The organism is Alteromonas sp. ABH4_452, from assembly GCF_056311825.1.
Genome location: NZ_CM149973.1, coordinates 1701824 through 1715909 on the forward strand (window position 1 = coordinate 1701824; position 14086 = coordinate 1715909).

General features: G+C 44.5%; 12 protein-coding genes. 4 read left to right on the forward strand and 8 right to left on the reverse strand.

Annotated elements, in window-relative coordinates; genetic code table 11:
• The first annotated feature begins 74 nt into the window (after window positions 1-74).
• A complete protein-coding gene (gene add, locus ACYX4N_RS07235) occupies window positions 75-1076 on the forward strand; it encodes an adenosine deaminase (protein ID WP_476056091.1) in 1002 nt (333 codons plus the stop codon).
• A 25-nt stretch (window positions 1077-1101) separates the two neighbouring features.
• Here add and ACYX4N_RS07240 read toward each other — a convergent pair whose 3' ends face one another.
• The 4 genes from ACYX4N_RS07240 to ACYX4N_RS07255 all read right to left on the reverse strand — a co-directional run bounded on the left by ACYX4N_RS07240 (window position 1102) and on the right by ACYX4N_RS07255 (window position 6000).
• A complete protein-coding gene (locus ACYX4N_RS07240; RefSeq protein ID WP_476056092.1) occupies window positions 1102-1665 on the reverse strand; it encodes a class GN sortase in 564 nt (187 codons plus the stop codon).
• Window positions 1658-3937 (reverse strand): marine proteobacterial sortase target protein, encoded by a 2280-nt coding sequence (locus ACYX4N_RS07245; RefSeq protein WP_476056093.1) that lies wholly within the window; start codon window positions 3935-3937, stop codon window positions 1658-1660. The genes ACYX4N_RS07240 and ACYX4N_RS07245 overlap by 8 nt, the downstream gene beginning before the upstream one ends.
• A 705-nt stretch (window positions 3938-4642) precedes the next feature.
• Window positions 4643-4870 (reverse strand): hypothetical protein, encoded by a 228-nt coding sequence (locus ACYX4N_RS07250; RefSeq protein ID WP_474855167.1) that lies wholly within the window; start codon window positions 4868-4870, stop codon window positions 4643-4645.
• A gap of 167 nt (window positions 4871-5037) precedes the next feature.
• Entirely contained in the window at window positions 5038-6000 is a 963-nt protein-coding gene (locus tag ACYX4N_RS07255) for a YihY/virulence factor BrkB family protein (RefSeq protein ID WP_476056094.1), read from the reverse strand.
• A gap of 308 nt (window positions 6001-6308) precedes the next feature.
• Here ACYX4N_RS07255 and ACYX4N_RS07260 point away from each other — a divergent pair, with 308 nt between their 5' ends.
• The 3 genes from ACYX4N_RS07260 to ACYX4N_RS07270 all read left to right on the forward strand — a co-directional run bounded on the left by ACYX4N_RS07260 (window position 6309) and on the right by ACYX4N_RS07270 (window position 8806).
• Window positions 6309-6860, forward strand: a complete 552-nt coding sequence (locus ACYX4N_RS07260; protein ID WP_476056095.1) for a type 1 glutamine amidotransferase domain-containing protein — start codon at window positions 6309-6311, stop codon at window positions 6858-6860.
• 92 nt (window positions 6861-6952) lie between these two features.
• On the forward strand, window positions 6953-7645 hold the full coding sequence (locus ACYX4N_RS07265; RefSeq protein WP_476056096.1) for an SDR family oxidoreductase: 693 nt from the start codon (window positions 6953-6955) through the stop codon (window positions 7643-7645).
• A gap of 273 nt (window positions 7646-7918) precedes the next feature.
• Window positions 7919-8806, forward strand: a complete 888-nt coding sequence (locus ACYX4N_RS07270; protein WP_474805478.1) for an SDR family NAD(P)-dependent oxidoreductase — start codon at window positions 7919-7921, stop codon at window positions 8804-8806.
• Window positions 8807-8873: 67 nt separating this feature from the next.
• Here ACYX4N_RS07270 and ACYX4N_RS07275 read toward each other — a convergent pair whose 3' ends face one another.
• The 4 genes from ACYX4N_RS07275 to ACYX4N_RS07290 are packed head-to-tail and all read right to left on the reverse strand — an operon-like array spanning window position 8874 to window position 13745.
• Window positions 8874-10289 carry an ABC transporter ATP-binding protein gene (locus tag ACYX4N_RS07275; protein ID WP_476056097.1) on the reverse strand — a complete coding sequence of 472 codons (1416 nt, stop codon included), beginning with the start codon at window positions 10287-10289 and terminating at the stop codon, window positions 8874-8876.
• Entirely contained in the window at window positions 10286-11155 is an 870-nt protein-coding gene (locus ACYX4N_RS07280) for an ABC transporter permease (RefSeq protein WP_476056098.1), read from the reverse strand. The genes ACYX4N_RS07275 and ACYX4N_RS07280 overlap by 4 nt, the downstream gene beginning before the upstream one ends.
• The gene (locus ACYX4N_RS07285; protein WP_474805483.1) at window positions 11152-12135 is read right to left on the reverse strand and encodes an ABC transporter permease; all 984 of its coding nucleotides are present in this window, start codon (window positions 12133-12135) and stop codon (window positions 11152-11154) included. The genes ACYX4N_RS07280 and ACYX4N_RS07285 overlap by 4 nt, the downstream gene beginning before the upstream one ends.
• A 2-nt stretch (window positions 12136-12137) precedes the next feature.
• A complete protein-coding gene (locus ACYX4N_RS07290; RefSeq protein WP_476056099.1) occupies window positions 12138-13745 on the reverse strand; it encodes an ABC transporter substrate-binding protein in 1608 nt (535 codons plus the stop codon).
• Between the last annotated feature and the right edge of the window lie 341 nt (window positions 13746-14086).

The following is a 14086-nucleotide window of genomic DNA, read 5'->3' on the forward strand; positions in this document are numbered from 1 at the left end:
ATTTTCTGGCAGAAAGCGAGGGTTTATGCGGCAAGTGTTATACTTAAGAATGCTCTAATCCAAATCGTATTCCCATGATCAATAACACACTTCCGCTTCTAGATTTACACCGCCACCTTGATGGTAATGTGCGCCCGCAAACTATTCTTGAGCTTGGGCAGCAGTTTAATATTAATCTGCCCGCTAACTCGGTAGAGGGGCTGCGACCGCACGTTCAAGTAATGAAAATCGCGCCGGATTTGGTGTCGTTTTTAAATAAGCTAACGTGGGGCGTTAAGGTTTTAGGCAATCTTGATGCTTGTAGACGTGTGGCTATTGAAAACGTTGAGGATGCGGCAAGGCAGGGCATTGATTACGCAGAGCTGCGCTTTAGCCCCTACTTTATGGCAGAAAGCCACGGTTTGCCTACACAAGGTGTGGTTGAAGCGGTTATAGACGGTGTAAAAAGCGCAGCCAAAAAGTATGATGTTAAGGTTAACCTGATAGGTATATTGTCGCGCTCTTATGGCGCGAAAGCATGTCAGCAAGAGTTAGATGCAATACTGGCGTGCAAAACTCACATTACTGCTATCGATTTAGCGGGCGATGAAAAAGGATTTCCTGGTGACTTGTTCGTAGAGCACTTTAAACAAGTGCAGCGTGAAGGGTTAGCTATCACAGTGCACGCGGGTGAGGCGGTGGGCCCTCAGAGTATATGGCAAGCTATCGATGATTTAGGTGCTACGCGAATAGGGCATGGTGTTAATGCCATTTATGATTGTAAGCTTATGGACTATTTGCGCGATAAGCGCATTGGCATAGAAAGTTGTTTAACCAGTAACATACTCACAAATACGGTAACTTCATTACCAGAACACCCGTTAAAAACCTTTTTAGATCACGGCATATTAGCCTGCCTAAATACCGACGATCCAGCCGTCCAAGGTATAGAGCTAGATCACGAATTTAATGTGGCGGCTAAGCAAGCGGGCCTGACTGCTTCTCATATTAAACAAGCGCAAGAAAACGCCTTAGAAATAGCATTTTTAAGCGAAAGCGAAAAATCCGCACTCATCAAGAAAGTGGGGTCAGAGTAACGACACTGACCCCACAACTTCAGTTTTAGGAAGGCTTGAGCTCGACAACTAACCTTAAATGGTTGTCTTGGGCGATGGTATGAAATGGGTAACAGGTGACTAAATACAGCCTTTTTTGATTGCGCTGAACATTCAGCGTTTGGTTTTTTATATCAACAATGCGCTTGGCTGAAATTCGATAGGGGTGCCATATCCCATCAGACGTTTGAAGTTGTAGCGCATCACCAATATTCACCTTTTCAAGAAAGGCGAAATGGGTGTCTTTGTGGCCTCCAATAACGCTGGTTTCACTGGCCAGCTCTCCAGCATTGATATGTCTTCCTGGGCCAAAGGCCAACGCATTACCCTGGGCACCTTCTAGAATATATAAGTCGGTATCGCTTTTGGGGTGCACTAACCGCCCGACGGGCCACGTGTCTGCCCATTGCCACGGCTTAACTTCAGCGCCCGTTTGCAAGGTTTCTGCCCAAGCTTTTTTGATCAGTACTTGGGCTAACTCTGCTTTTATCGATATCCACGCAACATTGCCAAATCCAAAGGCTATAGCCGCAATAAGCAACACACTTATGAGTATTTTAGGCTTAACCATTGTGCGTTACTCTTTCGTCTTTTATGAAAATACGGCATTGCCTTAAAAGAAAACCTTGAGTTTCCCTCGTGTAAAGCAGTATCAAAAAGAGGAGTGAAAGAGCACCAATTGCCAGGTAAAAATTAATTCCTGCAGAAGTTTGCGGATAGCTAACGGCACGCATTTGTGTACCCTGCGGCATTAGGTTTTTTATATTCTGCGATTGAACGTTTGCCGATTCAGGTCTTGATACTACCTCTTCAATAGCAACAAAGCTGGTATATGCCGTAATTAAATTGTGGGCTAAGGCTACGTTAATAATGTCGTTTTTAACCTCGTTTTCTTTTCTACCAAGAGCCTTTTCATCCATTAGCGCCGCAACTTTTTTACGTGCCCATGCGGTAGCGATACCATTGCGTTGAGTTGAGTGTGATGGTTTAGCATTAGCCGAATTATCGCTTACGTTATTGGTACGCTGAGCTATTAAAGAACTAGCTTGTATACTGCGTTGCCATCTATGGGTATTACCGTCTTTGTCAGTTAAAGTACCCTCAAGCACCAAGCTATTGTCCGCAGTATTCTGTTCCAAATTATTACCATGACTGCGCTTTTCGTAGGCAAGGTCGGGCACTTTTAAATTAATGAGCAGTGGCTCGCCAGCGTACAAATCAGGCAGACGTTTCGGGTAAACTTCAACATTATCCTTGTGCCGCATATTCATTGGCAGCGTTAAAGAAAGATTGCTCAATACAGGGCTTTCAAGCTTGCTAAATAAGCGCTGCATTTCTTTTTGAATGTTATTTTGGTTGTCGACAAACACATAACTACCTCGGCCGAATTGTGCTGCGCGGGTCATAAAGTAGCTGTTAGGTGCGCTGCCAATTCCTACCGTAAAAAGCCTTGCGCTACCTAGCTGTTGTTGAATCATTGAAAAGAGTGCAGCTTCATTTCCGACGGCGCCATCAGTGATAAATACAACCTGTTTAATGTAGTTTTCTTTTGGCTGTGTGCTTAGCGCTTCTAAAAGGGCGCCCGCCATTTCGGTCCCACCGTTTGCGTGTAGCTCAGAGATAAAAGATAGGGCCGTTTTTATATTATGTGGCTTAGTATTGGCAGGTTGACTGAATAGTTTTGTGTAGCTTGAATTGAATGCCACAATATTGAACCTGTCCTTTGCGCCAAGTCTTTCAACCGCTAGCTTTAACGCGGCTTTAGCATCTTTAATCGGACGTCCGCCCATCGAACCCGATGTATCTATGATAAAAGTAATGTCGCGCGGAAAGTCTTGTAGATCGTCAGGGTTAACTTGAGGTGGTGTTAGCATAACTAGCGCATAGTGATCTGAATCTATATCTTCAGCGAAATAGGCTGCTTGTGGAGTAGCGTCCTTCGATGGACGCCACCGCAACCACACATCTTTATTCATGGTTACGTGTTTATCACCAATCCAAGCGCGGTATTGATATTTAGCGTTTTCAATAGCATGCCAGTTAAGTTGATGGCCTGTGCTATTGATAGAATCAAGCGGCACTCCCGCGTTTATTGTTGCATTAAAAGAAAGCTGATTCGTAATACTATCGGGCTGAGCTGGCGCCATAAACGGTGTTATTTTATCGGCGTCACTGACTTCATTTGTGGGTAGTGCCCAGCCTGAAATAAATGTGTTGTTGCTCGATAAACGACTGCTGCCATGCTCTGTGCTTTGCGGGGCTCGCTTACTTCTACTATCAGCGTCGTCGCTGGACGCGTCATTGACATTTTCTTCTTTGTGATTGTTTGCGCCAGTGTTGCCAGGGTAAGCATGTTCAATTAAATCGGCATCGCTTAAGTTTCTTGTAGGAATGCCAGGGATATAGCGAGGAGTAAGGGTGGTAGGAAGGTGGAAGCTAAACTCTCCATTATCATACGCAACCTGCTGTATGTACTGTAACTTAACCGTGATCTGTTCATGTGGAGCTATATTTGCTAAATGTTGAGTGAATAAGTTCGGGCGCTGTTGTTGCGTTAAGCTGGCTTTCTTTCCCGCTTTTTTTGCTGCATCAAACGCTTCTTTGGCTTGAGCTTTCGGCTTTATTTTCCCGACGATAACTCTATCGCCAATAAGCATTTCCATACTATTTATCGCCGCGTTTTCATTAAGCGGAAAGGTATACACACCATGTTTCCATTCATCGCTATCATTGGTAAACGTTTGAGAATAGGTGACGTGAGCAATCATGCCGTTAACTTGCAGCTCAACGTGAGTAGAGTGTAATAAGGCGGGTGACGGTTCTTCACCCTTGCTCTGCATCATGAGCTCACCTGACTCTGCGCGACTTAATGGGCTTACCGCCACACCAAGCAAGAAACACAGAAATGAAATAAGTATTAACAAGGTATGGCTGCGAGACTTTGGCGCGTGTTGCCGCTCGCGAAACAAGGGCCTATGTGTGCGACTAGGGGTAATGTAGTCACGCTTGGGTGTTTTGGTAAATAGCATGGAATAAGCTCGCGTTAAGTGACGATGCTTATAATTAAACGCCCAGAATAGGGCGAATTATGAACAGTTATTATGGCGAGGTGGTGAAGAAAAATGGCGAAAGTGTGTTTCCCGCTTGCCGTTCAGTGCATTCTGGAAGGCGCAACATTTAAACACGCTAACATTGAACAACCTATGCAAGCTACAAACAGCGAAGAACTTCCTAGGTTTAAAACGCGTTAGCCCAGAAACGCGTTGCATTAGATAAAACTGTTTACAGGCTAGCGCTTTATTATAGGGGAGGGGAAGACATTTAGCTTTTTTGCTCCGATAGTGCAAAGCAGAGTTATGACGAAAATGACTGTTGTTGTAATCACCATTTCAGCATGCTCATGAAAACGGAAAAAATATGATAATGTCCTTAGCGCAAATACGCTCACTACAATTATAAAAAGCATGTAGGCAATATATTTACCTATTTGAACAATTGATATATTCATTGAATAGCTCCGAAGTCGGAGGCGTTACGCCTCCGGATTTTTATTCTAGAGACGTGCGTTCTGACATTTTGTCGCCAATTTTACCTCCAGCGTAACCTAGGCCGCCAGAAATACCGCCTAAAGCTGCGCCAGCCCAGCCTCCACCGATACCACCTAGTGCCCCTGCACCTACAGAAGCCATAAAGCCCGCAAAACTAAAATCACCCCAGCAGTGCTCTTCACAGCCGCCGGAAACATTCTCGATATCAGTAAAACTTAATTCTTGCATTGTATAATTCCTTTTATGAATTTACCCAACATTGGGTAAGAGAAAAGGTATACAAAATGCTGACTGAATTTAACTGAATAGAAGTATAGTTTTGTTAGAAACCCCTATTGCGCGGTTCACTAGCTGCTTGCAAGATTAGCTTTCAATATTATCGCGCGCTGCTTGATTTAAGAGCGCTTACGTTTCAGGTCATCTGGGGTATGGTCAGCTACAAAAGCATTCCTTTCGCCCATAGGCTTGTCTTCGCCTTTGGTACTATCGGCTGTTGTTTGAAGCTCTATTGCAGAATTGACCTCTGCACCGATAAGGATGATGTAGGCACTTATATATAGCCACATGAGTAAGATGATAATGCCGCCCACAGAGCCATAGGTTTTGTTATAACTTGCAAACTCATTCAGGTAGAAAGAAAACGCATAGGATGCAACCAGCCATAGTATGGTGGCGAACAGCGAACCTGGTGTCACCCAACGCCATTGGGCTTCGCGGCGGTGGGGCGCATAGCGGTACAACGCTGATAAGGCTAGGTTGAACAAGCCAAGCATGATAGGCCAGGTTATCCATGTAGCTTGCTCTGCGCTAATAGACTTTGCCGTTATCCAGACTATCGCTTCTGGTAAAATGGTTATGCAGGCTAGTGCGACTATTACAGTTAAGATCATGAATATCGTGCAGGTCACACGAGCCAGTATCCCTCTTAAAAAGCCTCGCCCTTCCGATTCACTGTACGTGATATTACAGGCTTTTATAAGTGCATTAGCGCCTTTGCTACTGCTCCAAAGTGAGAGCAAAAGGGTAAATAAAAAGCCCCAGCCGAGGGCCGAGCTTGATTTTTCGGTCAAATTGGTAAGCTGCTCTTCAATAATATACCGGCTATCGGCTGGCACTACGTTAACAAGTAACGACATATGGGATTGTAATTCTTCTGGTGAAACCATAAGACCGTATAGGGCGATAGTTGCACCGAGTAATGGGAATATCGCCAGTAAACAGTAAAAAGCAACACCCGCAGCAATAAGGGGAATATTGTCTTTTTGCAGGCTAGTGAATATACGTTTCGTTATGCTCCACCAGCTTTTTAGTGAAAGCTCGAACGCAGATTTTGCGTGGCTGAATCGTCCCTTGCTCATATTTCCTCAAATCTTTCACGGTAAGTACGCGTTTGTATACTTTGATACATCAAAATGAAGAAGACGGCTTAATAAGCTCTGTAAATCATTCATGGAGCGTGCGAATAATTGATAAAGCCTTCAATAAAGCTTAATTTGAACATTAATTAAAAAATTTAATTTAAACAATGGATTACGTGTTGTTGAAGATGGTGGTTTGTAATTTGCAGTCTACTTTTTACCAAATTGATAAGCGTAGCCCTAGATAATCGTTCTAGCGTCTGTAGGGCTTCGGGTATTCGATAGAACGTTCAAAAGGAGTAACTAGTATGAGCAACACGCAAAATCTTCAGGGTAAAAAAATTGCTATTTTAGCGACCAATGGTTTTGAGCAAAGTGAATTGGTTCAACCTAAAGAAATGTTCACCGAACGTGGCGCAAAGGTTGATATCCTATCTATTGAAGATCAAACCTCTATCAAAGCCTGGGATGAAGACGACTGGGGTAAAGACGTAAATGTTGATTTGCAGGTTACATCGGCAAATCTTAGTGATTACGACGCTCTTGTTCTTCCGGGCGGTCAGATAAACCCAGATGTACTTCGTACCAACAAAGACGCGGTAAGCTTTATCAAGGAAGCAAACGGTACTGACAGCATCAAAGCCGTAGGTGCAATTTGTCACGGCCCATGGCTATTAGTGGAATCGGGTTTAGCGAAAGGTGCAACACTTACTTCATTCCCTAGTATTCAAACGGATTTGAAAAACGCAGGTGCGAATTGGGTAGATAAAGAAGTGGTGACCGATGACAAGTTAGTTACCAGCAGGAATCCTAACGACATCCCAGCCTTTGTCGATCAAATTAGTAAGATGATTGCATAGTGTCTTTCCAAACTTTAGCTTCTCTTCACATTACGAAGCTGTGAGAGAAGCAGACTTACGATAATTTCTATGAGTTAAAAATGGGAGATGATATGTCAGATTCTACACCGAGCGACAAGGTTATTGCGATTACCGGTGCTTCTAGCGGTATAGGTAAAGAAACGGCAAAACAGCTAGTTGATAAAGGTTACAAAGTTGCGCTTATCGCGCGAAGTGAAGATAAGTTAAGCGAATTAGTTAACGAATTGGGCGAAGACAATGCACGCGCTATCAAGGCTGATGTGAGTAACTTCGACGAAGTGAACCGCGCATTTGAGCAAGCACATAAGCACTTTGGTCGTCTAGATGGCGTATTTGCCAACGCTGGGCGCGGATCCAAAGCTGCCGGCATCGAAAAAGGTGATGTAGAAGACTGGGACGGGATGTTAGGCGCTAACGTCAACGGTTTACTCTATACCGCTAAAGCAAGTTTACCTTTTCTTCGAAAAACGAAAGGGCACTTTATTATCACCAGTTCTGTAGCCGGAAGAGTGGCTATTAAAGGTTCTGTTTACGGTGCAAGTAAATGGTTTGCCTATGGTTTCGGTCAAAATCTTGCCGAGGAGATGCGCGAGTGGGGTGGTCGATGCACTACAATCTGCCCCGGCATGGTAAACACACCATTTTTTGACGAGCCCAAGGAAGATAAGCTTCAGCCAGCAGATATAGCAAAGTCGGTATTGTTTGCGCTAAGTGCAGATGAATCGGCCTGTGTTCGAGAAGTTTATGTGATGCCTGCGAAGTAAACGAACTAACCACCGGGTAAGAGATAATTTATTCAAGCAAAGGGCAGGGTTAGTCACTGCCCTTTTGTATTTGCCCCGCTACTATTTTTAACCTGCCTTATTAATTTCATGAAGCTATCCAAATTAGCCAAATAAAGTATTTTCCCCATCCTGTTACCCCTAATCTAGGTGTGTAGATAAGCGCTAATTGAGTGAGGTAGGCGATTTCTAATTCTTCATTGAAATGGCTTTGCCTAAGGGGCCGCGGCGCAATAACAATAACAGGAGAGTAAGATGTCTAACGAATTTACGGGTAAGACCGCTATTATTTCTGGCGCCGCTGGCGGCATAGGGTTAGCGCTGGCAGAGGCATTGGCAAGGCAGGGTATGAATATCGTCATGGGCGATATTGATAATAATGCATTAGCCGAGTCGGGCAATGATTTACGAGAGAAAGGTTTTGATGTACTGACTTGCGCCCTAGATGTTACCGACTACTCCCAGTGGGAAGATATAGTTGCCAATGCCAAAGAGAAATTTGGCAAGGTTCACATGGTCATTAACAATGCTGGTGTGGGCGGCACCCCAAGTAAAGTAGAAGATTCAGAGCATGAAACCTGGCGCTGGGTTATGGATGTGAACGTAATGGGCGTGCTTTATGGCGCACAAGCATGCGTACCAGCCATCAAAGAACACGGCGAAGGAGGCTGGGTATTAAACGTAGCGTCAATGGCGGGAATGATGGGAATGCCATATGCTGGTGCTTATTGCGCTTCAAAAGCGGCGGTGGTATCTATGACAGAAAGTTGGGTGCCAGAGTTGAAACCTTTTGGTATTCACACCTCGGTATTGTGTCCAGCATTTGTAAAAACTCGCATCCATGAGTCGTACAGAAACAGACAAGAAAAGTATGCAGTGGCAGCTGAAAAGCGCATTGATAAAGAGAAGCTCAAAGCAGGCGCTCAAGCGGCAACTAAAGCAGTAGAGTCGGGAATCGATGCCTCTGTGCTAGCTGAACGCGTGATAGAGGCGCTTCAGTCAGAGCAAACTTATATTTATACACACCCGAATTATCGAAAGGTTACTACGGCCCGCTTTAGCGCGATTGATAGCGCCTTTGTCGATGCTGAGCAGAGTCAGGCCGTAGGTCATCTTATTGATGATGAAATCGTGACTTTTTAGTTCATTCGCGGCTACGGTTTGCGTATAAACACACGAAAGAGCCCTGAATCTTGTCTTCCAAAAGCCGTTATATAACGGCTTTTGATGTCGTGGGAGTCTGAAGGTCAATGACGCGGTCACAGACTTTTTCTAGCTGTGTTCTATCGTGACTGATAAAGAGCACCGTGCAATTTTCTTCTCTGCATTGATCGACAAGTAAGTGAGTAATTGCCTTACTTGTAATGGGGTCGAGCCTAGATGTTGGCTCATCAGCTATAAGTAGCTTGGGCTTTAGTAGCAGCGCGCGCAGCAAGGCAATGCGTTGAAGCTCACCTCCACTTACCTCAGAGGCGCTGCGCTCAAACAATTGCTGGTTAAGGCCTAGTTGAGATGAAAGTAAATCGGCACGCTTTTTAGACACCTTGTGAAGCTTTATTACGTCATCAATCAATGATTTAAGCGTAGTGTGATCGGCAAATGAACTGGGGGGATCTTGATATAGCTTTAGGGTTTGATAACGGTGTAAAAGCGTATGAAACGCAATATTGCCTTGATAGGGTAGAAGCCCAAGTAGAGCATCACCTAGAGACGTTTTTCCACAGCCGCTATCACCACAAAGCCCGACAATTTCGCCTTCCCCTAAAGAAAAACTAAGGCCAGTAAATAGTGTACGGTTACCTCTCATAATTGTGAGGTCATTCACCGATACCAGCGGTGCAAACCTATGCGTTTTTTTTGTTGTAGCCGTCCAATGTTGCGGAGCCGACGCAATAAGGGCTTTGGTATAATTTGATGAAGGGGAGGACAGTATCTTGCGGGTATCACCTGTTTCAACCAGTTTCCCGTTTTTAAGCACCATACATTTACCACCCAATGCCTCTGCCACTGAAACATCGTGCGTAATGGTAAGTAGCGTACCGTCGTTAGCTTTTTGCCTTAGTTGCTCAATAATATGATGTTTGCGTCCGGCATCTAGCCCTTTTGTGGGTTCGTCGGCTAGAAATAAAGGTGCATTAGTCGCTGATGCACAGGCAAAAGCAACACGCTGTGACATTCCACCGGAAAGTTGAGAAGGGACCTTATCACTGTCGTCTTTAAGAGCCAGGTTGTCTAGCTGTGTCTTCGCACTCTTTTGTGCTTCGCGAGCACCGTTGCCCAATGTAAATCGAAAAACTTCGGCGACTTGCTGGCGAATTTTCATCATTGGGCTTAGAGAATGCCATGGCTCTTGCGGCAGCATAACAATGTCTCGCCCCCACAATTGTTCACATTCACGTCGGTTCGCACGAAGCATATCTACACCGTTTACCAGAACATTTCCCGTAACCTTCAGTGCAGGCGGTAAATCGCCCATAATTGCTTGCGCTAGCAGACTTTTACCTGCCCCAGTTTCACCCAATATAGTAAGCGTCTCGCCTTGTTCAAGGTTAAGGGATAAATCCTCTACAATAACGGTGTCTTGCGCGTAAATTGATAAGTGTTCAATAGCAATATATTGGCTCACAGTTTGCGCTCCAATGCATCACTCTTTGATAGTCTACTGCTGCTGTCAAAAATGAACTTATTTAAACGAGGTGTATTGTCACTCTTCGCAGAAAGTAAGTGAAAGCCCAGTACGAGAACGAATAGGATGAAAATAGGTTGTGCGAGCAGCCAAGGTGCTTCGTGATAGTATGGAAAAAGCTCAACTATCATCAGCCCGAGCTCAGGGCTGGGTGGTTTTAAACCAACATAAACGAAGCCCACCGATGCCATGGCGATAATTGAGGAGGAGGCACCAAAAGCAGCAAGTGATAACACGTCTTGTCGAATGGCGGGCCATATATGCTTACTAAATAAATAGCGTTTTGGAAAACCCATTAGCGCAGAGTTTTCCAGTGCAGGGCCTGCCACTACTGGTAGAGTGATAGCACGTACCAGCCTGAAGTACTCGACGGCCAGTACTAAGGAAATGGCTAAATACAGCATAATGAAAGAGCCTGGTACTAGCGCCGCGAAAAGAAGAATAAGTACCAGTCCGGGGAGCGCCAATATTGTATTGGCAATGAAATTCAATGTCGTATCTACCCAACCTCTACACCACGCTGCAATTACGCCCGTTAGCACGCCAATGATTGATGAACTTAGTACACACAGTGCAGCGAGAGAAAGTGATATGCGTAGACCCTCTGAGATTCTGGCCAGCATATCGCGTCCGAATTGATCTGTACCTAACCAATGTTCCGCACTTGGGGCTTCGAGCACTTGCTTTAAATTTTGTTGGTTACCGTTTGTTCCCAATAGAACAGGCTCGCCCAACGCAAGTAATAAGAGCAGCATCAAAAGTGAAAAGCCAATCACTTTTTCAACAGGTAAGGCGGGTGTATTCATTGGCTATGTCCTCGATTTTCCCTCACCCTTGGGTCGAGTGCATACTGACTTAAATCGACAAGTGTGTTGACCAATACGAATAACAAGCCCATTAGCAAAGCAGTGCCTTGTAACATAGTGATGTCGCGGGCAAAGACAGCATGGGAAAGTCCGTGTCCTATGCCGGGCCAAGCAAAAAGGCTTTCAATCATAATTACGCCTTCAATCAACCCAATAAGCTGAATGCCCATGAAGGCTAGAGCAGGTATAACGATGTTTGGAAGCGCATGGCACCTGAACGCCTCTAGAGCGCTTAACCCTTTGATCTTGGCGAAATGGAAATAACCCGACTGAACCGCATTAACAGTACTGTTTCGAATTACGCGGTTTGATATAGCGGCCAGGCTTAACCCTAAGGTCATTACAGGTAAAATGGTATAGACAAAGCCTGAAGAGCCCGCAACCGGAAGCCAGTTGAGCTCTAGAGCAAAAATAAAGATGAGAATTAGCCCTAAACAAAATACCGGTTGAGAGCGCACGAACGTGGAAAATACTAATACTGTTTTATCGAAGAGAGAGGCGCGGCTTTTAGGAGAATTTTCACTTTTTCTAGCGCTTCTGATGCCGCTATAAATTCCCAGAGGAAACGCAATTAATGTGGATACAAGAATAGCGAGCCCAGCGAGAACAAGGGTGTAAGAAAGCTGATTTTGTAGCTCAACAACAATAGGGGCTCCCGTAACCAAACTTGTGCCTAAATCCAGAGAGGCTAAATCGGCCATCCAGCTTACGTACTGTTCGAAAGCGCTTCTGTGTAGACCAAGTTCTTCTGCTACGGCGTTAGCGGCACTTGTGCTTACCGCATCATCACCGTAGCGGCCAGCCGCTATTTTGTAAGCCATATCTCCAGGTAGTGAACGGGCTATAATAAATGTGAGTGTGCCTACACTCCACGCCATCAGTACTGCTTGAAGCAGCCGTTGAAGTAGGATTTTTCTCATTGCTATGGGGTTATTCTCATTTGAGATACACGAAAAGAGCGCTCGTAAGGGTCGAAGCTAAAGTTTCTAAGTCGCCTAGATGTAGCCGTTTGCTGTACATAGTACATAACGGGGATGAGAGGAACGTCTTTTTGAACTTCTTGCATAATTGATGATATCAACGATTTGTAAGCGTGTTCATCCGTGGTGTGACTTAAGGTTTTTAAATCACTAAACACTTTTTCATTTTGCCAGTTCATTGGCCCCCAATCTCCGCCTTCTTTTGAAGAAAAGTCAGCCAGCATTATACCGAGAGGGTCTGGGATGTTAGCAAAGTTACGCGCCATAAGTGCAGTCTGCAATGTACCATCAGCATGCCCTGAAGGAATGGCACTTACATTTTCCATATGGACAGAGAGCTTCACTCCAATGCTAGCCCACTGATCTTGAATTGCCGTGGCAATGGTAATGAGTTCTGGGCGATTGGCATAGGTAATCATATCCAGCGTTAAAGGTGAGCCATCTTTGTAGCGCACGCCATTCTCACCTACTAACCATCCTGCGTCGGTAAGCAGTTGTTCCGCTTTTTTCCTGTTTAACAATGAGCCGCCATTTTCAACGCTATTATTAATTGTTGGGTTATTGTTAGCGTCACTCATTGAAATAGTATTGGTAGCATTATCTGTAGTAGAACGAATATGCCAGTCTCGAATATTTGGGCCAAATAGCTGATCAGCAGAGATATTCGATATACGCATTACGCCAGATGCAATGCCTTTTCTGTCAATCGCTAAACTCAGTGCTTGTCTTACTTTTACATCTGAGAGGATAGGATGGCCGCTATTTAACTTAACTAAAGTGGTGCGAGGGATCCTGTCGCTAAACACGTTTACGTTAGAGTCAGTGCGCAACATGCTAACCGCGGCAGGGTCGAGGTTGTACACAATATCTGCTTGCCCCGTTCGTACCATAAGCGCCCGCGTTTCAGAGCGGTGACCCGTTACGTACTCAACGTTTTCAATAACAGCGGGCTCGCCCCAATAATTGTCGAAGCGTGTGGTTGTAATATTGTGGGGTGGTTCAAAGTGCGTAATTTGATAGGGGCCTGTACCTATTAAGGTTTTAATTCGATTGAACTTGCCGAAGGTAGCAGGTGCCACGATCGCAGTTGCATAATTACTTAACAGAGAAGGGAAAGGACGGTAACTTTGGTTCAAGGTGAACTTGATAGAATATTCTGATACCACCTCCATGTTGGCGATCATATCTTTTGAAAATGGCGTTGGTTTACCAAACGCGACCGAAAGGCTTTTGTAGACGGCGTCGGCGGTCATTAATGTGCCGTCATGAAAATACACATCAGGACGTAAATTAAATGTCCAAACAGTAAAGTCCTCATCATTTGACCATGAGCTAGCAAGTCCTGGGATAAGCTGACCTTGGGTATCCACGTCTATGAGAGTTTCCAGAATTTGCATTCGTGTAAACATGTAGCCGGTACTTGCCGGATCGTTATTGACTGGTTCAAAAGGACCACTGATCAGAATTTTGTTTGTAGGTTGTGAAGGTGTGCAGGCACTAAGTAGAACGCTGGCAACGACGAGTAAAATTGTTAGATGTCTAATCCGCATATTATTTTTATGTATTCCCTTCGAGCCTTTAAGCTTTTTCGTGTCTATTTGAATCCTGTGAATCAGTATTAGTATTCTTAGGCTGACGCCCTGAATAGTAAAACAAAGATCCAGCTCGGATAATATACGATTTGTTGAATAAATGTACAGATTGAGTCGGTAGGGCTAAACTACTTTTTGAAAAAATGCACTGGCTAATGACCATCAAGATATTAAGTAATGTTAAGTCGGTGCACAATATTTTCAACTTTTGTAATGGGCAGTTGGTCGTATGTTACATTGTAACTTTAAGCATTTATTAGTAATGCTATAGAGTGATAGTACTACAAATTAAAAAAGGG

Excerpts from the sequence above, each read along its gene's own strand:
- ACYX4N_RS07290 (WP_476056099.1), bottom strand. The coding sequence starts at position 13,745 with ATGCGGATTAGACATCTAACAATTTTACTCGTCGTTGCCAGCGTTCTA.
- ACYX4N_RS07245 (WP_476056093.1), bottom strand. The coding sequence starts at position 3,937 with ATGATGCAGAGCAAGGGTGAAGAACCGTCACCCGCCTTATTACACTCT.
- ACYX4N_RS07260 (WP_476056095.1), top strand. The coding sequence starts at position 6,309 with ATGAGCAACACGCAAAATCTTCAGGGTAAAAAAATTGCTATTTTAGCG.
- ACYX4N_RS07280 (WP_476056098.1), bottom strand. The coding sequence starts at position 11,155 with ATGAATACACCCGCCTTACCTGTTGAAAAAGTGATTGGCTTTTCACTT.
- ACYX4N_RS07250 (WP_474855167.1), bottom strand. The coding sequence starts at position 4,870 with ATGCAAGAATTAAGTTTTACTGATATCGAGAATGTTTCCGGCGGCTGT.
- ACYX4N_RS07240 (WP_476056092.1), bottom strand. The coding sequence starts at position 1,665 with ATGGTTAAGCCTAAAATACTCATAAGTGTGTTGCTTATTGCGGCTATA.
- ACYX4N_RS07265 (WP_476056096.1), top strand. The coding sequence starts at position 6,953 with ATGTCAGATTCTACACCGAGCGACAAGGTTATTGCGATTACCGGTGCT.
- ACYX4N_RS07270 (WP_474805478.1), top strand. The coding sequence starts at position 7,919 with ATGTCTAACGAATTTACGGGTAAGACCGCTATTATTTCTGGCGCCGCT.
- ACYX4N_RS07255 (WP_476056094.1), bottom strand. The coding sequence starts at position 6,000 with ATGAGCAAGGGACGATTCAGCCACGCAAAATCTGCGTTCGAGCTTTCA.
- ACYX4N_RS07285 (WP_474805483.1), bottom strand. The coding sequence starts at position 12,135 with ATGAGAAAAATCCTACTTCAACGGCTGCTTCAAGCAGTACTGATGGCG.
- add (WP_476056091.1), top strand. The coding sequence starts at position 75 with ATGATCAATAACACACTTCCGCTTCTAGATTTACACCGCCACCTTGAT.